Source organism: Planctomycetaceae bacterium, from assembly GCA_041398785.1.
Classification (GTDB): domain Bacteria; phylum Planctomycetota; class Planctomycetia; order Planctomycetales; family Planctomycetaceae; genus JAWKUA01.
Genome location: JAWKUA010000017.1, coordinates 59,535 through 85,271, shown reverse-complemented (window position 1 = coordinate 85,271; position 25,737 = coordinate 59,535). Strand labels below are relative to the sequence as shown.

The 25,737-nt window shown below is 60.2% G+C and carries 20 protein-coding genes; 5 read left to right on the top strand and 15 right to left on the bottom strand.

Annotated elements, in window-relative coordinates; all coding sequences use genetic code 11:
- Window positions 1–126: 126 nt before the first annotated feature.
- Entirely contained in the window at window positions 127–963 is an 837-nt protein-coding gene (locus R3C19_19020) for a hypothetical protein (protein ID MEZ6062441.1), read from the top strand.
- 332 nt (window positions 964–1,295) lie between these two features.
- Window positions 1,296–2,480: a patatin-like phospholipase family protein gene (locus R3C19_19015; GenBank protein MEZ6062440.1), complete on the top strand. Its 1,185-nt coding sequence runs from the start codon at window positions 1,296–1,298 to the stop codon at window positions 2,478–2,480.
- 27 nt (window positions 2,481–2,507) lie between these two features.
- On the opposite strand, the gene R3C19_19010 is transcribed toward R3C19_19015, so the two are convergent.
- From R3C19_19010 to R3C19_18950, 13 genes are all read right to left on the bottom strand, one after another.
- Window positions 2,508–2,996 carry a pyridoxal-phosphate dependent enzyme gene (locus tag R3C19_19010; protein ID MEZ6062439.1) on the bottom strand — a complete coding sequence of 163 codons (489 nt, stop codon included), beginning with the start codon at window positions 2,994–2,996 and terminating at the stop codon, window positions 2,508–2,510.
- A gap of 289 nt (window positions 2,997–3,285) precedes the next feature.
- Entirely contained in the window at window positions 3,286–3,513 is a 228-nt protein-coding gene (locus R3C19_19005) for a hypothetical protein (protein MEZ6062438.1), read from the bottom strand.
- Between the two features lie 14 nt (window positions 3,514–3,527).
- Window positions 3,528–4,958 (bottom strand): DUF1501 domain-containing protein, encoded by a 1,431-nt coding sequence (locus R3C19_19000; protein MEZ6062437.1) that lies wholly within the window; start codon window positions 4,956–4,958, stop codon window positions 3,528–3,530.
- Window positions 4,959–4,969: 11 nt separating this feature from the next.
- Window positions 4,970–7,078, bottom strand: a complete 2,109-nt coding sequence (locus R3C19_18995) for a PSD1 and planctomycete cytochrome C domain-containing protein (protein MEZ6062436.1) — start codon at window positions 7,076–7,078, stop codon at window positions 4,970–4,972.
- A 43-nt stretch (window positions 7,079–7,121) separates the two neighbouring features.
- Entirely contained in the window at window positions 7,122–7,952 is an 831-nt protein-coding gene (locus tag R3C19_18990; protein ID MEZ6062435.1) for a LamG domain-containing protein, read from the bottom strand.
- Window positions 7,953–8,269: 317 nt separating this feature from the next.
- Window positions 8,270–10,153 carry a hypothetical protein gene (locus tag R3C19_18985; protein MEZ6062434.1) on the bottom strand — a complete coding sequence of 628 codons (1,884 nt, stop codon included), beginning with the start codon at window positions 10,151–10,153 and terminating at the stop codon, window positions 8,270–8,272.
- 166 nt (window positions 10,154–10,319) lie between these two features.
- Entirely contained in the window at window positions 10,320–11,774 is a 1,455-nt protein-coding gene (locus R3C19_18980) for a sulfatase-like hydrolase/transferase (protein MEZ6062433.1), read from the bottom strand.
- A gap of 271 nt (window positions 11,775–12,045) precedes the next feature.
- Entirely contained in the window at window positions 12,046–12,960 is a 915-nt protein-coding gene (locus tag R3C19_18975; GenBank protein MEZ6062432.1) for a PIG-L family deacetylase, read from the bottom strand.
- Window positions 12,961–13,190: 230 nt separating this feature from the next.
- Complete coding sequence (locus R3C19_18970) at window positions 13,191–14,552, bottom strand: GDSL-type esterase/lipase family protein (GenBank protein MEZ6062431.1); 1,362 nt, start codon at window positions 14,550–14,552, stop codon at window positions 13,191–13,193.
- Between the two features lie 116 nt (window positions 14,553–14,668).
- Window positions 14,669–17,650: an aminomethyl-transferring glycine dehydrogenase gene (gene gcvP / locus R3C19_18965; protein MEZ6062430.1), complete on the bottom strand. Its 2,982-nt coding sequence runs from the start codon at window positions 17,648–17,650 to the stop codon at window positions 14,669–14,671.
- On the bottom strand, window positions 17,634–18,014 hold the full coding sequence (gene gcvH / locus R3C19_18960) for a glycine cleavage system protein GcvH (protein MEZ6062429.1): 381 nt from the start codon (window positions 18,012–18,014) through the stop codon (window positions 17,634–17,636). The genes gcvP and gcvH overlap by 17 nt, the downstream gene beginning before the upstream one ends.
- Before the next feature lie 257 nt (window positions 18,015–18,271).
- Window positions 18,272–19,153, bottom strand: coding sequence for a glycine cleavage system aminomethyltransferase GcvT (gcvT, locus tag R3C19_18955; protein MEZ6062428.1), 882 nt, complete (start codon window positions 19,151–19,153; stop codon window positions 18,272–18,274).
- Entirely contained in the window at window positions 19,092–19,376 is a 285-nt protein-coding gene (locus R3C19_18950) for a hypothetical protein (protein MEZ6062427.1), read from the bottom strand. The genes gcvT and R3C19_18950 overlap by 62 nt, the downstream gene beginning before the upstream one ends.
- 324 nt (window positions 19,377–19,700) lie before the next feature.
- Here R3C19_18950 and R3C19_18945 point away from each other — a divergent pair, with 324 nt between their 5' ends.
- Together R3C19_18945 and R3C19_18940 are read left to right on the top strand one after the other, a co-directional pair.
- Window positions 19,701–20,750, top strand: coding sequence for a type II secretion system F family protein (locus R3C19_18945; GenBank protein ID MEZ6062426.1), 1,050 nt, complete (start codon window positions 19,701–19,703; stop codon window positions 20,748–20,750).
- A gap of 21 nt (window positions 20,751–20,771) precedes the next feature.
- Window positions 20,772–21,599, top strand: a complete 828-nt coding sequence (locus R3C19_18940) for a GNAT family N-acetyltransferase (protein MEZ6062425.1) — start codon at window positions 20,772–20,774, stop codon at window positions 21,597–21,599.
- A 100-nt stretch (window positions 21,600–21,699) separates the two neighbouring features.
- Here R3C19_18940 and R3C19_18935 read toward each other — a convergent pair whose 3' ends face one another.
- Entirely contained in the window at window positions 21,700–22,935 is a 1,236-nt protein-coding gene (locus R3C19_18935; GenBank protein ID MEZ6062424.1) for a Gfo/Idh/MocA family oxidoreductase, read from the bottom strand.
- Between the two features lie 322 nt (window positions 22,936–23,257).
- On the opposite strand from R3C19_18935, the gene R3C19_18930 reads away from it, so the two are divergent.
- Window positions 23,258–23,902: a Uma2 family endonuclease gene (locus tag R3C19_18930; protein MEZ6062423.1), complete on the top strand. Its 645-nt coding sequence runs from the start codon at window positions 23,258–23,260 to the stop codon at window positions 23,900–23,902.
- 70 nt (window positions 23,903–23,972) lie between these two features.
- On the opposite strand, the gene hisS is transcribed toward R3C19_18930, so the two are convergent.
- Entirely contained in the window at window positions 23,973–25,310 is a 1,338-nt protein-coding gene (gene hisS / locus R3C19_18925) for a histidine--tRNA ligase (protein ID MEZ6062422.1), read from the bottom strand.
- Between the last annotated feature and the right edge of the window lie 427 nt (window positions 25,311–25,737).

The following is a 25,737-nucleotide window of genomic DNA, read 5'->3' as shown; positions in this document are numbered from 1 at the left end:
GCAGCCGGGATCGGGTCTATGAAACTCGCGTCACCAAGTGCTGAGATTGGGGTCTGCGGAAAAGACCTGCCAGAAAGGGCGATCCGTTATCGACGGATACGGATCCTGGCGATCTGTGTTTTCCTGGTGCTGATCTTCGTTTCGTTCGTGCTGTATCGGACGTCAGTGGTTCGCGGCATTGCGATACCCGTGGAAGACACCGGCGGTGTCTACTATCGATCCCGCGGTGAACCGTCGATGGCGTCAATCATCAGAAGCCTGGCAGGCGGCGGAACCAGCAACGAGGATACGATTCTGTTCTTACCAGGACGGGTGTCCGACGCCTGGCTGAAACAACAGCGCTTTCGACTGGAACGACTAGCGCCGCTGAATCTCACCATCAACAACCCGCGTGTGACTGACGCCGGCATCGCTGAGCTGACCGGTATCAGCGAATTTCGGCGCCTGGATCTCGCAGACACGTCCATCACTGACGCGTCAATGGGCACCATCGCAAAGTTGCGATTCTCCGCTGGAGCAGTCCTGTCCGTGGCGCGGACCAGAGTTTCCGATGCCGCAATTTCACAACTTCTGCAGACGCCTGCAGGCACCAGAATCGGTGGCCTGGAGCTTCATTCCGGGCAACTGACAGCCGCCAGCATTGCCGCGATTCAAGCGAACAGGCCGTTGTCGTGGTTTGGCCTGTACGACGCCGATGATGACTCCATATCGCGACTGCTGCAGTTGAAACTGATTGCCGGCGTTGTGATTCAGGGTGAAGACGTGTCGTCCTCGAGTCTGCCGGTGCTGGAACAACTGATTCAGGCGAATTCTCTGATATCCATGACGCTGCTGGATGTCCCGTTTACCGAAGCCGAACTGCAGCGGCTGAAGCAGTTCGACGTGTCATGCCGTGTCTTTGCGCAGTCGTCGGACGAGCAACGTCGATTTCGCATGGTATCACGTCCCGGAAACTCCAGATGACACGTGGCGCGAATTTAGGTCTGAGGTTGTGGCACGTGGTCCGATCCGGCACGCGCGATCGCAATCCGTGCGCGGAGGTCTTGGAACGGGCTGAAGCGAAACGACCGCCGACGACATTCCGGGCCGCGTGGGTTCGTCCGTTGCGATTCCAGAGTATGATGACCGGAACGTGAGTTGCAGTCTGATGCCCACAGTGCAACGAACTGCGTCGAGATCGGAATCAGGCGGAGAAGTAAAGTCCGCTGGCTTCGTTCGGCGCTTCGGCGTTCAGCGTCGGCGGAGTGTTCCGGTCGGGATCGCACGCTTCAACTTTCCGCACAGGAGAATTCATCATGGCAAAATCGGCGAATGATCAAGTGCAGCCTGCGGGTCGCGAACCGGCACAGCTGCGGGACGACGAACAGCGACGTGAGCCCGAAGACGGCATGGCGCTGTGCCTGTCCGGCGGAGGTTACCGGGCGATGCTGTTCCACGCCGGTGCATTGATCCGGCTGAACGAAATGGGTCTGCTGCCGAAACTTGCGCGAGTCTCCAGTGTCTCCGGCGGGTCAATCGTGGCCGGCGTGCTGGGTCTGAACTGGAACCGGCTGCAGTTCGACGCGAATGGTCGAACGGCAAGACTCTCCGAACTGGTCATCGGGCCGCTGCAGAAAATGGCGAAGACGAACGTCGATACCGGTTCGGTTCTGAGTGGCGTGCTGTTGCCGGGAAGCGTGAGCGACCGCGTCGTGGGCCACTATCAGAATGTGCTGTTTGGTGACGCCACGCTGCAGGATCTGCCCACCGACGCACAGGGTCCGCGGTTCGTGTTCAACGCGACCAGTGTTCAAACCGGATCGCTGGTCCGCATGTCGCGACCGTACCTGGCCGACTATCGAGTCGGCCTGATTCACAATCCGAAGATCAGTCTGGCTCAGGCGGTGGCTGCGTCGTCCGCGTTTCCGCCATTTCTGTCGCCGACGGAGATCGACGTGGATCCCAGTGACTTTGAAGTCGACGCCAGCCTGGAACTGCAGCACGAGCCGTACACCGACACGCTGGTGCTGACGGATGGCGGAGTCTACGACAACCTTGGCCTGGAACCGGTCTGGAAGCGATACCGCACGATCCTTGTCAGCGACGGCGGCGGACAGATGCAGCCCGAACCGGAACCGGACGGCGACTGGGCTCGGCATTCAAAACGCATTCTGGACATCGTCGACAATCAGGTCCGCAGTCTTCGAAAACGGCAACTGATCGATTCGTTCATCAACGGCACACGTAACGGAGCGTACTGGGGCATTCGCACGGACATCGACAACTATCAACTGGCGAATTCACTTCCTGCGCCGGCGGATCAGACTTTGAATCTGGCAAATACGCCGACACGGCTGAAGAAGACTCCCGTCAGGCTGCAGCAGCAACTGATGAACTGGGGTTATGCCGTCTGCGACGCCGCGATCCGAAAGCATTCGGAACCTCTGGTCGCTGACAATTCTGTGTCGCCCGCATTTCCGTTTGACGCGGGTCTGGCGTGACCTGCCTGGCTTGAGTGACGCGGACAGTTACACGGCATCGATCCAGTTTCGGAACGCTGACTCATCAGCGTTGCGGCCGCTGAGAACGATCACGATGTCGCCAGCGCCGGACGGATCAATCCTTCCCGTCAGCAGCGCGGCGGTCGTGATGGCTCCGGACGGTTCCGTTCTCAGACCGTGGTGTTGGTACAGCCACTTCATGGCGGACTGCGTGTCGAGATCCGGCACGGCGACGGCCTGTCTGACATACCGGAGCAGAATCGGCCAGTTGTGTTCGCCGACATCGTACGACAACAGTCCGTCGCAGATACTGGAGGGTCGATCGATGCGCATGCGTCGGCCCGCGGCGTGTGACTGACCGAAATCGTCGGCGCCGGCCGGTTCGACTCCGATCATCGCTGCGTCCGGGAATCCTTCGGCGATGGACAGCACCTGCCCGGCCATCAGTCCTCCGCCGCTGACCTGGCAGACGAAATGGGAAATGGCGCGGTCCTGAGCACGCAGTTCCCGCACCATCAACGGCCGCGACTCCGTTGCCGGCGATCACATGCGGATCGTCGTAGGGAGACGCCTCGACGCCGCGTTCCTGTTCAGCGATTTCCTTCGTGATGCGGTCTCGGGCGTGAGTCTGATGGTCGGTGGAAATGTCGTAGGTGCGGATTTCCGCGCCCGAAGGATCGCGTGAGTTCGAATTTAACCTGCGCGCGGTTTCGGGCATCACGATGATGACGCCTTGCCGAACCGCATGCCGGCATACGCGATTCCCGAAGCAAAATTTCCCGACGAATGGGCGGCGACGGGGCGGTCACCGATTTCGTCCTGATGAGCGGCCATCCAGTTGAGGGCCTCCCATCAGTTTGAACGATCCCACCGGGGTCCAGCCGTAGTCCTTGATCCAGACGCGGCGATCGGCGCTAAGCCCGAGTTCCTTTTCCAGGGCGTAGGACCGAATCAGCGGCGCGGGAGATACGTGCGGCCGGATTCGCGGTTCGGCCTTAAGAACGTCGTCGATCGTCGGGATGTGCAGCGACATGGAAGTACCGGATGTTAAGCAAGGATCTCCCGAATCACCTCACCGGCGACATCGGTCAGTCGGAAGTTGCGGCCGTTGTGGAACCACGTCAGCCGTTCGTGGTCGATTCCCAGCAGGTGCAGCATCGTGGCGTGCAGGTCGTTCACGCTGACTCGGTTTTCGACCGCCGCGTAACCGATTTCATCCGTTTCGCCGTAACTGACGCCGCCCTTCACGCCGGCACCAGCCATCCATTGCAGGAAGCCGTTGGGGTTGTGATCGCGACCGTTGCCGTTTTGTGAAATCGGCATTCGTCCGAATTCACCACCCCAGATCACCAGCGTCGAATCCAGCAGTCCGCGTTCCTGCAGATCGGTCAGCAATCCGGCGACCGGCACGTCCGTCGCGGCGCAGTGATCGGTGTGGTTCTGAGTCAGATTGCTGTGAGCATCCCATTCGCCGTCGCTGTAAACCTGCACAAAGCGGACTCCGCTTTCGACCAGCCGCCGCGCCATCAGGCACTTCGACCCGTACGAACGCGATTTCGGATTGTCGATGCCGTACATCGCGTGAGTCGCCTGCGTTTCCTGCGACAGATCGACCACGCGGGTGGCTTCGGTCTGCATTCGAAACGCCAGTTCAAACGACTGCATGCGGTCGGCAAACTCAACGTCGCCGTTTTGTCGCGACAGGTGCTGGTCGTTGAGCGCGGCCATGAAATCAAGCTGAGCCCGCTGATCTTCGGCGGTGACTCGCGGCTGGCGATTCAGGTTCAGAATGGGTGTTCCCTGCGAACGAAACAGTGTGCCCTGAAAAGTCGTCGGCAAAAATCCGGAGCCCCAGTTGTGAGGCCCGCCCTTCGCGCCTTTGGTGTTTCCCATCACGACATAGCCCGGCAGATTCTGATTGACGGTTCCCAGTCCGTACGTGATCCAGGCTCCGGCGGTCGGGAAGCCGGGTCGAGCCAGGCCGCTGTTGATCTGATAAATCGCCGGCACATGATCGTTGGACTGGCTGTAGCACGACTTGATGAACGCCAGCTTGTCCACGTGCCGGGCAACGCTGGTGTATTTTTCACAAACCCACTGCCCGCAGTCTCCGTACTGCTGAAACGAAAACGGCGACTTCATCAGCGGTCCCGGGTTGCCGAAGAATGCCTGAATGTCCGTCGTCTGTCCGTCGCGTTTTGTCAATTCGGGTTTGGGATCAAAGATGTCGACAGCGCTGGGAGCACCTTCCATGAACAGCCAGATCACGGCCTTTGCCTTCGCGGGAAAATGTCCTTCACGCGGAGCCAGCGGATTGGCGTGCTGCTGATCGGCCAGCAGCCGCTGTTGTCCGAGCATCGACGCCAGCGCAACCATGCCCGCTCCGCCGCCCGCGCGAGACAGCCATTCGCGTCGGCTGAGTGCGCTCGCGATTCGACCACACGGGAATTGTCCGTGACGAAAACCTGTGGAAGCCATTTCGGAATCTTCTAGTCGACGTAAAGGAATTCGTTCAGACAGAACAGCGACTGGCAGTAGTCGGTCACCGCTTCGACACGAGAATCCGTATCGCCGCGAGCCTGCCTGGTTTGTCCCTGGCGCTGCAGGAATTCGACGGCCGCGTGAACTTCGGCTTCGGTCGGGGACCGCGAAAATGCCAGATTGAAGGATGTTTCGACGATGCGCTGATCGTCGTCGCCGGATTCACGGATCAGCCTTGTCGCAAAGTCACCGGCACAGGTTCGCACAAAGCCATCGTTCAGCAGCGCCATCGCCTGAGTCGCCACCGTGGTGTTCTGCCGGCGCGAGCAACTGACCAGCAGGTCCGGGCGGTCAAATGCCTGAAACAGCGGATACGGCACCAGCCGCTTGTGAAACATGTACACGCTTCGCCGGCGCGTTTCGGCGTTGTCCGGAGCGTCATGCGGATAGTCACCGCCCTTCAGGTTGCGCGCCAGGTTGGCTTCCGGAGCGATGTACGGCTTGAAGCCCGGACCTCCCGGCTGAAGGTTCAGCGTACCGCTGACGGCCAGCATGGAATCTCGCAGAACCTCCGCCTCCAGTCGCTTCGGAGGCATCTTCCAAAGCAGCCGGTTTTCCGGATCAACCTGAGCCGGCCCGGGATTGTCGCCGGATGATGCCGGTGCCGAATTCGATCGGTAAGTTCCCTGTTGCCAGACAGCGCTGTTCAGGATGTTTCGGTGCAGGCGCTTCATCTGCCAGCCATTGGCGACGAATTCGTGAGCGAGAAATTCCAGCAGCTCCGGATGAGTCGGCGCTTCACTGCGGACTCCGAAATCGCTTTCCGTGCGCACCAGTCCGTGGCCGAAATGATGCTGCCAGATGCGATTCACGATGACTCGCGCCAGCAGGGCTCCGCCGCCGTGGTCGACGTCGGTGATCCAGTCCGCGAGTGCTCGCCGCTGCAGAGTGCTGTTGGCGTTCGGCATCGCGGCGCGGGCAGCGGACCAGTACTGTTCGGAATCACGACCTTCCGTCAGAATCGCGGGAAAGCCCAGCCGCACCTGAAGTTCACGGTCGTAGAAATCGCTGCGCCGAAACAGCCAACTGGTGCGCACCTGAGAATCGAAATCCTGAAAGAACAGTCCCTCCTGACCGTCCGGCAGCTTTCCTTCTTTGCGGTCTCCGCTGTGGAACACACTCAACAGCCGATAGTACTCCCGCGACGAAAACGCGTCGTACTTGTGATCGTGGCAGCGAGCGCAGCCGACCGTCAGTCCCAGCAGACTGGTGCCGAGCGTGGAGATCACGTCGTCCAGTTCGTTGTAGCGATTGAACAGACGCTCCTCTTCCAGAAATTCATCGCCAAGCTGCGAATGTGTGCCGCCGGTCAAAAATCCGGTGGCCGCTACCGCCTGGGCGTTGTCGGGTTCGTATTCGTCGCCGGCGATCTGCCAGCGCACGAACCTGTCGAAGGGCATGTCGTCGTTCAGCGCATGAATCACGAAGTCGCGGTAGTGGTAGGCATGATCGCGATCGCGATCCGATTCCTGACCGTCGCTGTCCGCATAGCGGGCCAGATCCAGCCAGTACCGTCCCCAGCGTTCGCCAAAATGCGATGAATCCAGCAGTCCGTCGACAAGTTCCCGCACGGCAACCAGCGGGTCGGCTGCGTAGTGCGCTTCGAACTCTGCCGCCTGCTGCGGCGTCGGCGGAAGTCCGATCAGGTCAAAGTAGATTCGTCGCACCAGCGGCCGGGCTGTCTGCGGTTCGGACGGCGACAGGCCGTTGTCCGTCAGTTTTCGGAATACGAAGGCATCGATGTCCGAACGCGGCCAGGAATCCGCAATCGCGGAACGCGGTGATTCGACCGGTGCCAAACGCTGATAGGCCCAGTGCCGGCGAGCACGTTCCAGCCGCGGGTCGAGCACGTCAGCGCCGGAAGGCCATTCCGCTCCCTGATCGATCCACGCCCTCAGCACTCCGATTTCTTCGTGACTTAACCGAGGCTTGTCGTCCGGCGGCATCACGCGGTCCGGTTCCACGGCCGCAATCAGATGCACCAGCGGGCTGGCCAGACTGTTATTCGGCACGATCACCGCGCCGTGTTCGCCGCCTTCGCGAACGCGAGCACGGATGGCCAGATTCAGTCCGCCTTCTTCGTTGCCCGTGGCGTGACATTCAAAACAATGCTGACGGAAGTATCGGCTGCACGTCGCTGACGAAGTTCACCTGCCGTTCCGCTGCCGGAGGAATCAGTTCGACCAGTTCGTCGAAATCACCGGTGCCGGCGGCGAAGTTTTGCTGAACCTCGCCGACCGTCAACGCCCGGCTATAAACGGCGATCAGATGCAGATCCCCCAGCCAGGCTCGATCGGCCGTTGCTTCGTTGGCGATCAGCAGCGGATAGCTTTCGTCCCAGTTCGAAAGATCACCTTCGGTCTTCTGAGTCGCGATCGGTTTCCCGTCGACGAACACGGTTGCGGTGCCGTCGGAGTCTCGCGTGTAGACGATGTGAGTCAGCACGGACTTCAGCGAACCGCCGCCGGTTGTCGTGGCCGGTATGCCGTTGGTGCTGGTCGCCGTTGTTCGCAGCCGAACTTCCCAGGCATCCTGCTGCTGACCAAGCGTGACGTTGCGGTTTCCCGTATCGGTCGACAGTGACAGAATTCGAGCCGGGCCTGACTGCTTTGTGTTCGCGGGCCGAACCCATGCTTCGACGGAAATTGCCCGCGACGTTCGCACGGCGTCGATGACTTTGCGAGCCGGTCCGTCGGACTTCAGGACCGTTTCGTTGTTCAGAGTCAGCACGCTGCGCGACCATTTCGTCTTGCCGGGATCGGCGATCGTCAGATCCAGCGGAGTTCCGGTGCCGGACTGGTCGTGGACAATTCGGCCGTCGCCTTCGTCGAAGGTGTACAGCACCTGCAGACCCGTCGTCGTTCGCTGGGCCTGCGCGGAAGTCGCCAGGCCGGGGACGAATGTCAGCAGGACAGTGAGACAAACACGCATTTTGCTTCTCTGTGAATCGGTTTGAATTCAGACACCCGTGTGGTCGCGGCGGGTTGACGAGCGACCTTCGCCGAAAATCCGGAAGGCGAGAGTTTCCCGCATCCATCCCTTTTTACCTTCCCGGAAGCCCCGCAACAAACGCGGATTCACACAACTCGGCTTTTGCTCTCGCTCGCCCGGACGAGCGACGCGGGACCGGGCTGCCGTCGTCGGTCAATCGGCAAATGAAAAAACCCTTCCCGGAGCCCGGGAAGGGTTTGTGGAGGCGTCAGAGGACGGAAGCGATCCGGTCCTCGTACAAATCATCAGCCGGCGGACTACTGCGTGCGTTCCGCGGGGACTCGATCACCCTCCGACGGCGGACGAATGGTCACAACCGTGTGGCGGATGTAGGTGTCGTCGGTTGGTCCGGGCACGGTCGCGGTCAGCCGGCCTTCCATGAAATCGAACTTCGCTACAATCTGTCCGACGCTGGGCAGCAGCGCCAGAATGTCGCTGACGGCGGCCAGTTCCGGAGCATACGCGGACGCTCCCGTCATGCCAATCACCATCGGCAGCATGGCTCCCACCTTTTGCAGCGCGGCACCGATTTCCCGCGTCTGCTGACCGATGTTTGTGTAGCCGATGCTGCGCACCGGACCGTCGACCTGCAGGTCGAACTGCGTGAATTTCTCCGTGCCCCTGATCGATTCGCCCGAACCCGATCGCGTTTCTTCAACGGTCTGAACGGCCTGAGCGTGTGTCGCCACAACGAACCAGCCATCCTGAAAACCGATCACCGGACGAATTCCCAGCATCGGCAGCATGTTGAGTGACAATTCTTCAAAGCCGTCCATTCCGTCGACCGGTTTCAGCGCAAGGCCCTGCTGCTGCACCTGAGGAATCTGCTGCAGCGCTTCGATTCCGCGATGAATCAGAGCTCGGATCCGATCCGGCTTGTCGCACCTGCAGTACACCACGGACTGTCCCACTTCACCAAACGCGGACCGTGTCGTGCCAGGCATGTTGATCGACACGGTTTCGCCGCTGAAGCCCTGCAGGAAGTCTTCGTCCAGATGGATGTCGTATTGGTCCTGAATTGCGGCCCATTTGTCGAGCCCCTGCTGAGCTTCCGGGAAATGCTTCGGAATCGTTTCCATCACCCACGCATACAGCGGATGCAGCGTCGCGCCGGAATTCAGCGAATAGCTGGTGGCCGATGCCGGAACCCAGCGATCCCAGTGTTCGAACGATTCCTGATCCTTGAACATTTTGCCAATAACTTTGTTGTCGACTCCGGGCAGCAACTTGCCGATCGCCGCGGACCGGTTTTGATAGTCCTGCGTGTACTCCACGGTGACTTCGTAGTCGATGCCATTGAATTGCTCAAAGGCTTCCTGCAGCACCGCAGACACTCTTGCGGCTTCTGCATTGCCGCCGCTGACCTGATTGATGAATGCCGGCAGTCCGCCGAGCTGTTCGAACAGGCGCCGTCCGTCAAAGAACGTCACACCGTCTTCCACGGCGGGCACGTGAGTCAGCGCTTCGGCCAGTCGCGGATCGTCGAACTTGGATTCCGCCGACGGATTCTTCAGCAGCTCCAGACTTCCTCGAAGCATCTGCCGCGACGTGCTGAACACGAACACATTTTCGTCGACGACGCCCAGCACCGGCTGAAACGGCGCCTGCGGAGGCAGGACCATGACGGTGATTTCCGTGCCGGCCAGAGTCTGCGTTTCCACGCGGATATTCCCCTGCGCCGCCTGTTCGGCCAGCTTCATCAGATTCGTAATTCCGGCCACCAGGGATTTCGCAGCGGCACCGTCGTCGCCAAATCGCAGCATCAGCAGATGCTGTGACGTCGGGATTTCCATCTTCTGTGCGTAGACGGATTCGGTGCAGTTGACCAATGCATTCCACTGGATCGGTTCCAGGGCGGTTTCCAGCGTCCGGCGGACTTCCTGGAATTTCTGCAGATCGCGTTCCGACATCCTCCGTTCGATGACCGTCATGACCTTGTCGGCGATCTGAGTTTCCTGGACCGTGTCCCAGATGTCCTGGTAGTACTGCGACTGGTAATCACGTTCGGGGTTGTGCTGATGCCACGCCGCCAGAAACGTGTCGTTCGGCACGGCTTCCCGCAGGTCCGCGGCATTCGCCATCGCGGAAAACGGGACGGCGAACACCAGAGCGGCGTTCAGAAATTGAGATCGCAGTTGCATGGAAGATTCCTTCTGAGGGAAATGGATTGACGGCACGCCGTGCCTGCTGTTCGGGAACTTTCGTAAACGCAGGACGCAAGCGTTCGGATCAGCGAAATCTGGATTGTCCCGTCTTGTTCGACGCGCGGCGCGATTTCCTGGACGAAGTTTGAAAAGGTTGCGCCGGTTACTTCGCGGTCGCTGCGGGAATCCACGCCGGAGAGTCGCTGACCAGTTCCCGGTAGCCGGATTCCAGGGCTTCGATCAACTGAGCCTGTTCGGGCAGATCTGTGTCTGTCAGATTCTGAGTTTCTCCCGGATCGTGCTGCACGTTGTAGATTTCAAAGTCGGACAGCTCCGCCGATTTCGCTTCGGCCAGCGTATCGGGAATCAGGTTTTCCCGCCGCGGGAACTCACCGCCGTTCAGCCGAGCCAGCACTTTCCATTTTCCGTGACGCATGGCGACTCGGGCGTCGTTGATGCCGTTGTAGTAGGTCCAGACCAGAGGCTTGCTTCGATCCGGCATGGACCCCGATTCAAACAATGACACCAGACTGATGCCGTCGAGCGGCCGGTTGGGCGGAAGTTCGGTACCGGCCAGTTCACAGGCCGTCGGCAGCAGATCCAGAGCCGAAGCCGGTGCGTCGATCACCTGCCCCGGACGAATCTTCGCCGGCCAGTTCATGATTCCCGCGACATGAAATCCGCCATCATGCGTGTGAAGTTTCATGCCTCGCAGAATTCCGGTCGTGCCCCAGCTTCGGTTGGCGGTGCGGTAACGATTCAGAGTCTCCGGACCGTTGTCCGCCGTGAATACGATCAGCGTGTTGTTGCGCACGTTCAGCGTTTCCAGCGCGGCGACAACTTTTCCGACCGCCAGATCCACGTTGTGTACGTTGGCGAAAAACTGAGCCTGGTCGGGGTGCCACGCGACGTCACGGTATAGTTCCACAAGTTCCGGCGGCGACGCGACGGGCTCATGAGGTTCGTGGAACGGCAGGTAGATGAAGAACGGCTTATCGGGATTCGCTTCCCGCCGGCGAGTCAGCCAGGCAATCGCTTCGTCAGCGGCGATCTGGCAACTGTATCCTTCGATTCGTCCCACGGCATTGCCGTTGCGGACGTAGTTGGCCGGGTTTTCATGAGACGGAGCTGCGTTGTTCTGCGTCGCCATCCAGTGATCGAAGCCGGCGTCACCGGGCTGAGGCTGGCTGGCGCCGTTGAAGTCGCTGTTGCAGTGCCACTTGCCGGCCAGGCACGTTGCGTATCCGGCATTTTTCAACAGATGAGCAACCGTAACTTCCCCGCGACGCATGTGGACCTGTTCGCGCGCATCAGGCCGCGGCTGATTCGCCGGCGGAATCCAGTCGTACACACCCGCACGGTTCGGACTGCGGCCGGTCAGCAGCCCGACTCGCGACGGCGAACAAACCGGAGCCGTCGAATAGAAGTTGGTGAAGCGAATTCCCTCTCCGGCCAGCCGGTCAATATTCGGCGTGCGAATATGCGGATGCTCGTGGATGCTCAGGTCACCGTACCCCAGATCGTCGCACAGAATGATGACGATGTTGGGACGTTCCGCGTGAACAGTGCTGCTCAAAATCAGAACGGCGACAGCAAAGAGAAATGCGATGCGAATCATGGAACGACGTCCGATCATGTACAGCAGTGAATGGCAAACGAATTTCGTCCCGGCGCCCGCGCACCCACCTCCCCCAAGCGCAGCGTCCGGGGGGAGGTCGCACGAGCGGAGCGATGTGCGGGAGAGCTCGAACGCGAAACCGGCGGTGTCCCGGCACAGCGCGAGCCACGCGCGGTCGCCCCTCCCCGAACGTCGCTTCGCTCGTTCGACCCCTCCCCGCTGGCCTTCGGCCGGGGGAGGTCGCACGAGCGGAGCGATGTGCGGAAGGGGGCTACTTTTCCCCGAAGAACGGGAACAACTGTCGAATTTCCGCTTCGGACGGCTGACGTCCGTATTCGCAGATTTCGAACGCTTCGGCGTACTGGATTTTTTTGGCGCGATCTTCGCCGTACAACTTCACCAGAGTGCTGCGGTAGCGATCGGCTTCGCTGCGCTGGCGGCCTTCCCAGCGTTCCTTCAGCCACGCTTTGCGAAGTTCCGGTTGAGACGCCGGCGGCGCTTCGGCGGCTTCCTCGGCCGAACCGAGTGCTCCTCCTTCAAACGTCTGCGATTCCAGGGCCAGCAGAGCATCGACCTTCTTTTCAAAGACTTCGTCGACAGCGACCGCGATGTCGGCTTCAAACGGATACGGTTTCTGGAATCGATCGCTGGAGTACAGGAACACCGGATTCTTCTTCAGCGGCGGAGTATCCGGGCAGAAAAACGGAACAGCGACCATGTAGGCCGCGTCCTGCACCAGGACTCCCGTGTAACGATGATCGGGGTGATAGTCCCAGGGCCGGTGAGCGATCACGATGTCGGCATTCCATTCGCGGATCAGTCGAGTAATCGTCTTGCGGTTTTCGAGAGTCGGTTCGAGTTCGCCGTCGTGGAGATCCAGAACCTCCGACGCGGCTCCCAGGCGTTTTGCGACTTCGCCGGATTCGGCCGTGCGTCGCTTGGCCAGAGGCCCGCCCGCCATCTGCCAGTGCCCGATGTCTCCGTTGGTGACGGAGACCAGTTTGACATGATGTCCCTGAGCCGCCCACAGCGCCGCACATCCGCCGCTTTTGTATTCGGCGTCATCCGGATGAGCGCCGAAGCAGATGATCCGCAGCTTGCCGTCGTCCGCGGCGGGCTGCTGCGCCTGCGCAAGGGGTGATGACGGAAGCAGTGCCAGCAGGACGACGATGATTCTTTTCTTCATGGGAAACTCCGGTGCTCACGAGACAGTGAAATTCGAGCGATGACACGGCCGGTCCATCGATTCCCCGGACGACCGCAATGACGGAAGCGTATCGCAGACACACCGCCTGACGGTACCAACCAGCGGCGATAGCATTATTTCACGTGCCGCGTGGTGGTGCTCAATTGATAGGCACGCACCGTTCTTCATGCCGAACAGGGGCGCATGCGGAACAGCGCACCACCTTTCAATCACTCCTGACGAATTCTGATGCGTCGATATTCCATCTGGCCGCGGTCGCCTTCCAGGCCGATCGGGCCGGATTCGGGAACTTTGAATTCCGCTTCCAGAAGTTCGCCGTTGCAGGTGCAGCGGGCGACTCCGTTTTTCACTTCCGCGACCAGTTCGTTCCAGTCTCCCGACTTGTACTTCTTCAGGTCTTTGTACGGTCCGGCCAGCGGAAAGTCGCGGCACTGCAACTGCGGATCGCGGATGAAGACTCCGCTGTCGGCGTTCGGCGTCGCTCGAAATTCCAGCTTCAGCGTGAAGTCGCCGCCGAATTCCCGCGTTGTCCACAGTTGCTGAATTTTTCGGCCTTCCGGAGGAGTCGTGACGACAAGCCTGCCGTTGATCGCCACATAGCGGTGTTCGGGAGTTTCACGCTGGCCATCAAAGCTGACCGGTTCCTTTACGACGGGCCAGGCGGCGGCGTTCGGATCGTTCTTCCGCCAGTTTTCGCGAGCCTTCAGCATGGGCTCCGTGGTCTTGCGATAACCCCAGCCCGTCAGATCCTTCCCGTTGAACAGGCTGGTGAATCCGGGTTCCGGCCGGAAGTCATCGGGTTCCGTTTCGAGAAACCCCAGCGTCGCGAAGACCGGTCGCAGAGCACCCGCCCACATCTGATAGCCGCTTTCGTTGGGGTGCAGCAGGTCGGGGAACTGAGCGGCATCCGCGTCGCCGTCTTTGTTGGCGAACAGCGTCCAGGTATCCAGCAGAATGATCTGCGAATCGCCCTTCACCACCGAGGCGACAAGACTGTTGATCTGTTTGATCTTCTCAGCCGGACGCTTCTTTTCCGAAGAACTCGGGAAGACCTGGCACAGCACGATCGGCATTTCTTCGTTGTGCTTTTTCAATTCTGCCAGGATCAGGCTGATGTTGGCGGCGATGGTTTCCGGTTCCGCGGCTTCTTCCAGATCGTTGGTGCCCATCAGCATCACAACGGCGGCGGGATGCAGGTCCAGCACGTCTTCCTTCAGGCGAATCAGCATGCCTCGCGTGGTATCGCCGCTGATGCCGCGATTGGCGAGTTTCATTTCCGGAAAGCGGCCCTGGAAATCATCGCCCCAACCCTGAGTAATCGAATCGCCGAGAAACACGACGGCGTTCTGTTGGGCCTGCACCTGTTTGGCAAAGTCGGAACGGCGATTCGACCACAGGTTGCGAAACCAGTCGTACCGACGAATCGGTCCGGCACCGGGCAGCCCGTCGTCCGATTCCGGCAGCGCGAACTGCTGCGGTGAGTCCGCCGATGCCTGGTTCGCCGTTGTCCACAGCGGCGTCGCGAAACCGCAGAACAGCAGCAGCGCAATCAATGTTCGGTGTGAAGACATCGTTCGGACTGAAGACATCGGAAGGCTCCTGGCGGGGAAACTGTCTGACCGGAAGTCTGACACAACTCACCGCGCGACGAAAGCAATCGCCGCCTCAGCAGGCACCGGCAGCGACGTCACTCCGCGTACGAACTCACGCCCTGGCACGTGCAGACCAGATGACGATCGCCGTAGACGTTGTCCACGCGGCCGACCGGTGGCCAGTACTTAAAGTCCTTCAGCCAGGAAGCCGGATACGCGGCCAGTTGTCGCGAATAGGAGCGGTTCCAGTCGTCGGATGTCACAGCGGCGGCGGTATGCGGAGCGTGCTTCAGCGGATTGTCTTCACGATCGAGCGTTCCGCTTTTCACGTCCATGATTTCCTTGTAAATCGAAATCATCGCGTCGCAGAATCGATCCAGTTCCGCTTTGGATTCGCTTTCCGTGGGTTCCACCATCAGCGTACCGGGGACCGGCCAGGACATCGTCGGCGAATGAAAGCCGTAGTCCATCAGCCGCTTGGCGACGTCTTCCACTTCGACTCCGCTGTCGGCCTTGAACGGTCGCAGGTCGAGTATGCATTCGTGAGCCACCAGGCTGTTGGCTCCCCGATACAACACGGGAAAGTATGGCTGAAGACGGTGAGCGATGTAGTTGGCGTTCAGAATCGCCTGCCGCGTGGATTCCGTCAGCCCGTCGGCCCCCATCATGGCGATGTACATCCAGGAGATCGTCAGGATGCTGGCGCTGCCATACGGCGCGGCGCTGACGGGACCGACGGCATGCGGCGACAACGAACCGACCTCGCGCTGCTCGCCTTTGCGCGAAGAGGGTGAATGAATCGGGTGCCCCGGCAGAAAGTTCGCAAGGTGCTGCGCGACTCCGATCGGACCGACGCCCGGGCCGCCGCCGCCGTGAGGAATGCAGAACGTCTTGTGCAGATTCAGGTGGCAAACGTCGGCTCCCAGTTCGGCCGGAGACACCAGACCCAACTGAGCATTCAGGTTGGCTCCATCCATGTACACCTGCCCGCCGTGGTGGTGGATGATGTCGCAGATGTCACGGATGCCGTCTTCGAAGACTCCGTGCGTCGACGGGTACGTGACCATCAACGCGGCCAGATTTTCGGAATGCTGCGCTGCTTTCGACTTCAGATCGTCAACGTCGATATTGCCTTCGTCGTCGCACGACACCGCGACAACCTTCATACCCGCCATCACCGCACTGGCGGGATTCGTGCCGTGCGCGGACGTCGGAATCAGACAGATGTTGCGATTCTGCCCGCCGTTTGAAAGATGGAATCCGCGAATCGCCAGCAGTCCCGCGAGTTCTCCCTGGGAACCGGCGTTCGGCTGAACCGACACCGCATGGAACCCCGTGCAGGCGGCCAGCCAGGATTCAAGCTGCTCGATCATCGCCGAGTAACCGGCCCACTGTTCCGGCGGAGCGAATGGGTGCAGCGAACCGACTTCCGGCCAGCTAAGCGGCATCATTTCGGCCGCCGCGTTCAGCTTCATTGTGCAGGATCCCAGCGGAATCATGCTGGTGTTCAAAGCCAGATCCTTCGATTCCAGCCGATGCAGATAGCGCATCATTTCCGTTTCGGTGTGGAAGCTGTTGAACACCGGATGCGCCAGGAATTCGCTCGTGCGACGAAGACCCTGCGAAACGTGCCGCATTTCCGTACGACGGGACTCCGGTCCCGTCGAATTCAGGTGCTGCGACGGGATCGGAGTCCCGTCGTACGGCGCGTTGAAAACGTCGCACAGCGCGGCGATTTCGTTTGCCGACGTGCGTTCGTCCAGCGCAATTCCGATGTCGCCGTTTTCGAATCGGCGTAGATTGATGTCGGCATTCGCTGCCTGTCGCAGAATCGCATCGGACTTCGCGACATCGCCGATCGAAATTCGCAGCGTGTCGAAGAACGTGTCGCTGTGCATCGCATATCCGGCTTCCGTCAACCGCGCCGCCAGCTCCGCGGTGAAACCGTGAACTCGTTCCGCGATCCGTCGCAGTCCCTTCGGTCCGTGCCACGCGGCATACATCGACGCCACCACCGCCAGCAACACCTGAGCCGTGCAGATGTTGCTGGTGGCCTTGTCGCGTCGAATGTGTTGTTCTCGCGTCTGCAGCGACAGCCGATACGCGGGATTGCCGTGAGCGTCCTTCGAAATTCCGACCAGGCGGCCGGGCAGCTTGCGCATGAACTTTTCGGAACAGGAAATCCAGCCGGCGTGAGGACCGCCGAATCCCATCGGCACGCCGAACCGCTGACTGCTGCCCACGGCAATGTCGGCTCCCAGTTCGCCCGGCGGAGTCAGCAGTGTCAGCGACAGCAGATCCGCCGCCATCACCACGGCCACCTTCGCGTCGTGCGCAGCGTCGATAAAAGTCCGGAAATCACAGATCGCGCCGTTCGTGTCCGGGTATTGAATCAGCGCGCCGAAGTAAGTGTCATCGAACGTGATGTCGGCGTGACTGCCAACGACCACTTCAATGCCGACCGGTGCGGCTCGCGTCTGCAGGACCGCAATCGTCTGCGGGTGGCAGGCGTCGGCAACAAAAAACCGCGTTGCTGTTCGATGACCGGCGAAACACATCGTCATCGCTTCCGCCGCGGCCGTGCCTTCGTCCAGCAGCGACGCGTTCGACACCGCCAGTCCGCTCAGGTCACAGATCATCGTCTGAAAGTTCAGACATGCTTCCAGCCGCCCCTGCGAAATTTCCGGCTGATACGGAGTATACGCCGTGTACCAGCCGGGATTTTCGATGATGTTGCGCTGCAGCACCGGCGGCGTCACGCAGTCGTGGTAACCCATGCCGATCAGAGAACGGCAGATCCGGTTCTGCTGCATCATCGATCGCAGCCGCGTCAAAGCATCGGCTTCGCTGACGGCGTCCGGCAGTTGAAACGGCTGCCGTCGGCGAATGTGAGCCGGCACGGCGGCCGCAATCAATTCGTCGACGGAAGCAAAACCGATTTCGGCCGCCATCTGCTTTGCAACGACGGCGGACGAACCCAGGTGGCGGTCACGAAACTGCCCCGCCGCCTGCTCCATCGCGGACGAATCGTCGCTGACAGTCGACGGCATCGGCGGCGCTTCAACTGATTTGTTCACGGTAAGCTTCCGGAGTCAGCAGGGAATCGAGTTCAGCGGCGTCGCCGGCTCGGACCCGGAACAGCCAGCCCTGATCGTACGGATCGCTGTTCACGGACGACGGATCATCGGAAAGCGCGGTGTTGGTTTCCACGATTTCCCCCGACAACGGCGAATAAATGTCGCTGGCCGACTTCACGGATTCCACCACCGCCACTTCCTCCAGCGCCTTTACGGTGCGGCCAATGTCCGGAAGTTCGACGTAGACAAGCTCCGTCATTTCGGCTTGAGCGTAGTCGGAAATGCCGACCGTGAAGACTCCGCCGCCATCGTCGCGAACCCATTCGTGAGACTTCGCGTACTTCAGATTGTCTGGAACGTTCATGTGTTCGATTTCCGGATGAGCCCAAAATGTTTAACCGCGAGCCCTGGCGAGCGCTTCGCTTACCGGGTTGCTATACCCCGAGTAGGGTCAATTGAGGTTTTCTGGCTCGCGGTGGAAGAGGTGCTGGATAGATGAGTGTTCGCCGCGGCCAGAATAAAACCAGGCCAGCCCGGGGCCGACAAGTCCGCTTCGACCGATGTTTGATTCGAGGCCGTCATACCGAAGCGCTCCCCCAGGGGTCGCGGTTAAACATGGGGTCACACGAATGGCTTTCTGACGACTTCCGCGGGAAAACGCTTGCCGCGAATTTCGATGTCTAAAACCGTCCCGATCTTCGCGAAGGGAACGGGAACATACGCCATCGAAATGCCGGCTCCAAGCGTCGGCGAAACTCCGCCGCTGGTCAGTTCCGCCAGTTGTTCATCGCCGGCGAAAACCGGGTAACCGTGCCTTGGCGGCGGAGACTTTTCCGTCTGCTTCAGAGCAACCAGCTTCGTGTCGAGTCCTTCCGCCTTCTGTTTCAGTAGCACGTCCCGTCCGATGAAATCACCCTTTTCCAGGTCGACAGCGAAGCTCATCCCGGCCTGCAGCGGTGTGAGTTCCGGCGACAAATCGCTGCCATTCAGCGGATAACATTTTTCCAGGCGCAGAATGTCACGTGCTCCCAAGCCGCATGGCGTCGCTCCGCTGCTGACGGTTCGCCGCCACCACGTTTCGGCGTCGCGGATCGGACAGAAAAGCTCAAATCCATCTTCGCCGGTGTAGCCCGTGCGGCAGACCATCACCAGGCCACCCGCCTTCGTTTCGAACGAGCGGATGCAGAACCGTTCCGGCAGTTGCGGCTCGGATTCCTTGAGTGCATCGTCGGTCATCTGAAGAAAGGCGTCGACGGAGTTCGGTCCCTGAATCGCGAGTCCGCCAAAATCATCGCTGCGGTTTGTGAGCGTAATGCCGGACGATTCCGCGTGACTCCGCAGCCAGGCGAAGTCTTCGTCCACTTTGGAAGCATTGACGACCAGGAAATAGCTCGTCGGATCAGTTCGATAGATGATCAGATCATCGATCACGCCGCCGCGGTCATTCAGCAGAAACGAATATTGCCCCTGCCCGAGTTCCAGCTTTGAAACATCGTTTGTCAACAGGCCGTTGAGCCAGGTTGTCGCTGACGTGTCGGGGGGAATCCACGAAGATCTGCCCCATGTGCGAAATGTCGAACACGCCCAGCGATTCTCTCACGGCTTTGACTTCGGGAATGATGCCCGAATACTGCACCGGCATGTTCCAGCCCGCAAACGGCACCATGCGTGCTCCTGCGGAAACGTGGACGTCGTGAAGCGGGGATTGCCGGAGTTGTTCGGGCATGTCTGTCGGGAACCGTTGAAGTTTCAGGCGGGCAGCATTTCACACCGGTCGCGTCGATAACGGCCGTTCTCCGTCGTTTAAACAATTGCCGATGTGAAGTGACGCGTTGTACCAGTCTCGCGCGCTCGGATGTAGCGACGGCAAATTCATTCCAAGCCGGCGATTTGCATCGGAACGCAGCCGGATGCCGAAAACGTCGGACAAATTGCCGGTTCGAACAGGTCTGTTGCCGGGGCGGCGTGCGCGGTTCGCGAATCGTGGCTCGCCGGATAGAATTCCTGCGGTCAACAACCAACGACCGGCTCTTGCGGAAGTATTCCCGTCATGCTGTTCAATCCTCAGATTTCCGCGAAGGCGCTGTATCCGTTTTGCCAGTCGATGGCACGGATGCTGGAAGCCGGTGTTGAGATTCCGAAGTCACTGAAGACGTCGGCCGCGCGATCGTCGGATTCTCGCCTGACCGCTGCCGTCGACCGCGTGATCACGCGAGTCAAGCGGGGCGACGATCTGACATCGTCGTTTTATGAACACGAAGAACGCTTTCCGGCACTGTTTCTGGATCTGCTGAACGTCGGCGAACAGACCGGGTCGATGCCGGAGATCTTCGGGTCGCTGGGGAAGTACTACGAAGCCAGAGTCGACCGGGTGCGTGAATTTCGGACGGCAATCGCCTGGCCGATGATCCAGCTTTTCGCCGCGATCTGCGTAATCGGACTGCTGATCTGGCTGCTGGGAATCGTGGGCACCGGCAACACGGACGTGCTGGGGTTTGGCCTGCTGGGAGCTCGCGGCGCGACGATCTGGTTTGCGCTGTGTTTCGGGTCGCTTGGCGGTTTGTGGATCTCGTACAAGATGTTCAGCCGCACAATCGTGGGGCAGCAGGTTCTGGACCCGCTGCTGTTGCGGATACCGGTTGTCGGAAAATGCCTGCGTTCGTTCGCGATCGCCAGGTTCGCGTGGTGCTTCGCTCTGACGCAGCAGGCCGGAATGTCGATCAAGCCGTCGCTGGAATCGAGTCTGAAAGCCACCGCCAACGGCGCGTTTGTCGCGGCGATTCCCATCGTCTGGAACGAAGTGCACGAAGGCGAAACTCTGGCCGATGCCTTCGCCGCGCCGAAGCTGTTTCCGACCGAGTTCCTGCAGTTCGTGGAAACCGCCGAACAGACAGGAACCGTCCCGGAAGCTCTGGATCGCATGAGCCACCACTTCGACGCCGAGGCTCACCGAGCGATGATTTTGCTGTCGGCGTTCCTTGCGAGAATGGTGTGGGGGCTGGTCGCCGTCGTCATCATCTTTTTCATCTTCCGCATCGCCATGTTCTACGTCGGCATGATCAACAGCGCGGCCCGTGACGCGCTGAATGTCGGGATCTGAATACCAGGCAGGAGCAGGATGATGACCGATGTGATTAACGGAATCACGATGCGCCGGCTGACGGACAGCGACATCGACGCCGCGAGCGAACTTTGTCGACTGGCCGGCTGGAACCAATTGCCGAACGACTGGAGACGCCTGCGAAACGCCGAACCCGACGGCTGCTTCGCGGCGGTGTCGGACGATCGCGTCGTCGGCACCGTCACTACCACAACCTACGGCACGGGACTGGCATGGATCGGAATGATGCTGGTGCACCCGGAGTTCCGGCGGATGGGTATCGGAACTTTGCTGATGAAGCAGGCGCTGAGTTTTCTGGAATCACGCAACATCGCCTGCATCAAACTGGACGCGTCGCCGGATGGGTTTCCGCTGTACGAGCAGCTTGGATTTCACGATCTGTGGTCGTTTCATCGCTGGCATCGCATCGGCGACGGTAGTGTGTCGCGTCATGAACCAGCTCCGAAGACGATCGATCCGGGCCTTCGCGACGAACGCGCCTTCGGAGCGTGCCGCGCGTTGTGGCTGGAACGGCTCGCTCGCGACAGCATCGTGGTGACGCGTCCGGAGGGTTTTGGAATGCTGCGTTCCGGTCACCTGGCCTCGTATCTGGGTCCGATCACTGCGACTGAGACGTCAACCGCCGAAAGCATCGTCGAAGAACTGCTGCGGGAAACGTCAGGATCCGTGTTCTGGGATGTTCCGTCACCCAATCAACCAGCTCAGGAACTGGCCGACAAGCTGGGTTTCGAACCTGTACGCACGCTGACTCGCATGTGGACCGGCCGGCAGTTCACGCCCGCCGATGAGAGCCTGCAGTTCGCGCTGTGCGATCCAGCGACGGGATGAGGGGTGGAACGATGGGGAATTGGGAATGGGGGGTAGTGTTAAGCTTTGGGATTTGAGATTTCAGATTTGAGATTTCAGATTGGAACCTCTGGTGACGTTGTTATCGGGGATTCAGCAGCGTGACTTTGGTCCCGTCGTAGCGGGCGACGCAGTCGGGGTTTCCCAGAGCATGCTGTTCCAGAATGCGTTCCATCGCTTCCACCGCCGCAACAACCTGCCGGTCGGCGCTCAGGTCCGCGTAGGCAAGTGACCGAATCTGTTGCAGCCGTGATTCACGGTCGCCCGTGGTTCCGTGTTCCACGAAGGCGACTTCGCGAGCGAACTTTTCGATGACTTCAATTCCGTAGCCGCGCTGAGTTCTGTCGCCCCAGGGTTCGACAAACGTGCCGTTGAAGTGGTTGTTCAGCGAAATCGGCATTTTCACCGGCGTCAGGTCTTCCACAGTGCATTCGACGCCGCGCTTGCGCGAATGGCCGTTCCACAGTCCGTTGTCGAAACGAAACTGCACTTCCTGGTCGACGTAGCCGGGGAAATTGTCGGGAGTCACCCAGGACGTGTGGATGTCGAACGCCGCTTCGCGTCCGCTGTCGTATTCATAGATCAGCCTCAACTGAGTGCTGTCCCAGGTGTTTCCATCCTTCGGTCCGATCAGTCCGCGCTGGCCGGTGCAGGTGATCGTCTTCAGCCGTCCGCCGAATGTGAAATCGATCAGCTTGATGTAGTGCACGGCGACGTACGTGCCGGGATTGCGGCCGGTGATCCATTCGGCGAACTGCGATCCGGAAATCTGCTTCGGTTCCAGCAGACTGCAGTAGCCGTTGTTGACGTGTTTCAGCACGCCGTCGTACACCAGAGTCCGCAGCTTTTTGTGATCGGGGTCGGTCAGCTTGTGATAGACGACTCGCGCCAGGACCTTGTTCTTTTCCGCCAGAGCCACCAGGTCGTCCATCTGCTGCAGCGACAGGACGGACGGCTTTTCGACCAGCAGGTGAACTCCCGCCTGAAGGATGTCTCGACAGGCTTCGAAGTGACGATCATCGGGAGTCGCCACGCAGGCGAAATTCAGATCGTGCTGCAGCATGTTGGCGACGGCGTCGTCACCGCTGAAGCTTTGGAAATCGGCAATGCGACCACCGGCCGATTTCCTGTAAGCGTCCGCTCGCCGACCGGTTTTGGTGGCCACAGCAACCAGCGGCACGTCAACGTCGCCGAAGTCGCGGTGATAAATCCCGTCGGCGTGAGCGGCTTCGAAAAACGGCTTGTACGTTTCGTCGAAAATCATCCCCATGCCGACCATGCCGGCTCGCAGAGACGAACGTGATTGCGAAGAAGTCATCTGGCATTCCAAAAAAACTGAAGCGATAGAAGCCGAACCATGCCCCCGCCGGCTGACGCGCTGTCCGGCGGAATCAATCTCGCCGACCGGTTCGCGAACGGTCCGAACGCGAAGCCATCGGTCCGCGGCCATCCGCAGGGTTCGAACGCCGGCAAACTGACAGTCCTGCCGTTTTCCCGTTCCCGGCAGTCATTGTCTGGGGGGACAGCAGGCGGCCAACGGCTACGATGAGAAGCCGGCAAAGCGGTTTGCGTTTCCGATCCGTTGGTGACGTCGTCGCACATCCGGCGACAATCTGTGCCCGCCGTCAGAGGAGTGCCACATGTCAATTATCGAGTCGAATGCTCCGAGCGCCGCGACGCTTCAGCTTGGACCGCTTTCCAACGGCATGATGGTGGACCCGGAAGAATTCGACGCTGCGGAATTCGAACCCGGCTGGCGATACGAACTTCTGAACGGAGTATTGATTGTGAGCCCTTCGCCGCTTCGTCAGGAACGCGACCCCAACGAAGAACTTGGCCGGTTGTTGCGCAACTTTCAGGAGACTCCGCAGGGAGCCGTTCTGAATCTGACACTGGCTGAAGAGACCATTTCCATCGGAGCACAGCGGCGTCGAGTCGACCGGGCGATTTGGTGCGATCTGGGTCGATTGCCGCACGACGACGAGGTGCCCTCGATCGCCGTCGAATTTGTCTCCCTGGGAAAACCGAACCGGGTCCGCGACTACACCATTAAACGCGACGAGTACCATCAGGCAGGTGTTCGCGAATACTGGATTTTCGATCGCTTTCGAAAGGAATTGACCGTCTTTCGATTTCAGGGATCAGCGGCTCAACACACTGTTTTCGGCGAAGGAGCCGTGTATGCGAGCCCGCTGTTGCCTGGCTTTGAACTTCCGCTGGCACGGCTGTTCGAACTCGCGGATCGCTGGGATACGGTCGACGATGCCAATGCGGACAAGGACTGAGTCGGCGCCGGCGCGGCCCCGCCGGTGCAGTCCCGCCGCGGTGCTGTCCGGCCAGCGCTGCCTCGCTGCCTTACGACGCACCGGCGCTGATGATTGATTGCACGGCCGTGACAACGTCGGAGGTCGCAACTTCCTGCTGGGTGCCATCGGTGAGTCCCTTGACCTGCCATTGGCCGGTTTCAAACTCGGCGGCTCCCGCGATCAGCGCGACCAGAAATCCCTTTTTGTCGGCGTACTTCATTTGCTTGCCGATGTTCTTCGCTTCGGGGAACACTTCGGCTCCGATGCCCGCCTGTCTCAGCGTGCGAGCCATGCGAAGATAGTCGCCCGCTCGATCTGCTTCGAACATCGTCACCAGCACGGGAGCGGGCGTGGACGATTTCCGCGTCATTCCCAGTTCTTCCATCGCGGCCAGCATGCGGTCCAGCCCCAGACTGGCTCCCACGCCGGGAAGTTTCTGCGACGTAAACAGTTCCGCCAGGTTGTCGTATCGTCCGCCCGAACACACGCTGCCGATGCCGGGCAGGTCACCCAGCAGCGTTTCGTAAATCGTGCCGGTGTAATAATCCAGCCCGCGGGCAATGGACACGTCCAGCGACACGCGCTCATCCGGCAGCCCGCACGCTTTCACGCTGGCGAACAGTTCGCGCAGGTGGTGCAGTCCGATTTCACCGGTCTCACTGCCGGACAGCATGCCGTCCAGCGACGAAAGAATCTGTTCGGGAGTCCCCTGCAACTGCGCCATATCCAAAACCCGACCGGCCTGCTGATCGCTGATGCCGACAGCGTCCACCATTTCCGCGATCACCTTGTCACGGCCGATCTTGTCCAGCTTGTCGAGCGACCGAAGAATGCCGGACGCGTGCTGCTGCAGGTCATTCTTTTCCAGCAGCCCGTTCAGCACACGGCGATTGTTGACTCGCACGGTAAAACGTTCGATGCCGATCGCTTCGAACAGATCGTTGATGACCAGCAGAGTTTCCACGTCGGCCGTGTTGCTGGTGGTGCCGATCGTGTCGAAGTCGCACTGCAGGAATTCGCGAAATCGTCCGCGAGCCGGCCGTTCGCCACGCCACACCGGGCCGATGTGATAGCGGCGAAACGGTGTTCCCAGTTCCTGAATGTGCTGAGCCGCGTATCGCGCCAGCGGCACCGTCAGATCAAACCGCATGGCGACATCGCGGTCTCCCTGATCGGTAAAGCGAAACACCTGCTTGTCGGATTCATCACCACCCTTGCCCAGCAGGACTTCGGCATACTCCAGAGCCGGCGTGTCGATCGGCGCAAATCCGTAGCTGCGATAAACGCCGCGAGCGATATCGATCAGCCGTTCGCGGGCCATCATCTGGTCCGGCAGGAAATCACGGAATCCGCGAAGCGTCTGCGGCTTGATTTTCTTTGACGACATAAGCTGGCACAGATTCCCGAACGAACAAACGGACGCGGCGCGATTCGGCGCACGGAAGCCGGGTGAGCGCCGGCGTGAGCCGCGAATGCTGTCGTCCACAGCGCGAATCATCAACGCCACCGTTCCGGATTGCACTCAAATTGCGACATTTTGTCGAACCGAGCGGCGCCACACCGTTCGACACACGAGTCGAGTCCCGGTGCCGGAACTCGAAGCAGCGCCAAGTCCCGCTCCAACCGCCACCCCGAAGAACCAGCCTTCCGCGCCGTTTGCATTCCATCTTTGTGCTCTTCGTGACCTTTGTGGTGACCCTGACCATTTGTCTGATGGGAAACCACGAAGAGCACGAGGGAAAACGGCTCTTCCGGGAATGGGGGTGCTGCTGAAGATTCGGTCGGTGAAGGCCCACGGATGTTCGCCGTGAGTG

Bases quoted from the DNA above. Each gene is read 5' to 3' on its own strand.
- R3C19_18990 (MEZ6062435.1), bottom strand. From the start codon at position 7,952: ATGCGTGTTTGTCTCACTGTCCTGCTGACATTCGTCCCCGGCCTGGCG.
- hisS (MEZ6062422.1), bottom strand. From the start codon at position 25,310: ATGTCGTCAAAGAAAATCAAGCCGCAGACGCTTCGCGGATTCCGTGAT.
- R3C19_18935 (MEZ6062424.1), bottom strand. From the start codon at position 22,935: ATGACTTCTTCGCAATCACGTTCGTCTCTGCGAGCCGGCATGGTCGGC.
- R3C19_18950 (MEZ6062427.1), bottom strand. From the start codon at position 19,376: ATGCCCGAACAACTCCGGCAATCCCCGCTTCACGACGTCCACGTTTCC.
- R3C19_19000 (MEZ6062437.1), bottom strand. From the start codon at position 4,958: ATGGCTTCCACAGGTTTTCGTCACGGACAATTCCCGTGTGGTCGAATC.
- R3C19_19015 (MEZ6062440.1), top strand. From the start codon at position 1,296: ATGGCAAAATCGGCGAATGATCAAGTGCAGCCTGCGGGTCGCGAACCG.
- R3C19_18970 (MEZ6062431.1), bottom strand. From the start codon at position 14,552: ATGTCTTCACACCGAACATTGATTGCGCTGCTGCTGTTCTGCGGTTTC.
- R3C19_19005 (MEZ6062438.1), bottom strand. From the start codon at position 3,513: ATGTCGCTGCACATCCCGACGATCGACGACGTTCTTAAGGCCGAACCG.
- R3C19_18945 (MEZ6062426.1), top strand. From the start codon at position 19,701: ATGCTGTTCAATCCTCAGATTTCCGCGAAGGCGCTGTATCCGTTTTGC.
- R3C19_18980 (MEZ6062433.1), bottom strand. From the start codon at position 11,774: ATGATTCGCATCGCATTTCTCTTTGCTGTCGCCGTTCTGATTTTGAGC.
- R3C19_18985 (MEZ6062434.1), bottom strand. From the start codon at position 10,153: ATGCAACTGCGATCTCAATTTCTGAACGCCGCTCTGGTGTTCGCCGTC.
- R3C19_19010 (MEZ6062439.1), bottom strand. From the start codon at position 2,996: ATGGTGCGGGAACTGCGTGCTCAGGACCGCGCCATTTCCCATTTCGTC.
- R3C19_18940 (MEZ6062425.1), top strand. From the start codon at position 20,772: ATGACCGATGTGATTAACGGAATCACGATGCGCCGGCTGACGGACAGC.
- R3C19_18930 (MEZ6062423.1), top strand. From the start codon at position 23,258: ATGTCAATTATCGAGTCGAATGCTCCGAGCGCCGCGACGCTTCAGCTT.
- gcvH (MEZ6062429.1), bottom strand. From the start codon at position 18,014: ATGAACGTTCCAGACAATCTGAAGTACGCGAAGTCTCACGAATGGGTT.
- R3C19_18975 (MEZ6062432.1), bottom strand. From the start codon at position 12,960: ATGAAGAAAAGAATCATCGTCGTCCTGCTGGCACTGCTTCCGTCATCA.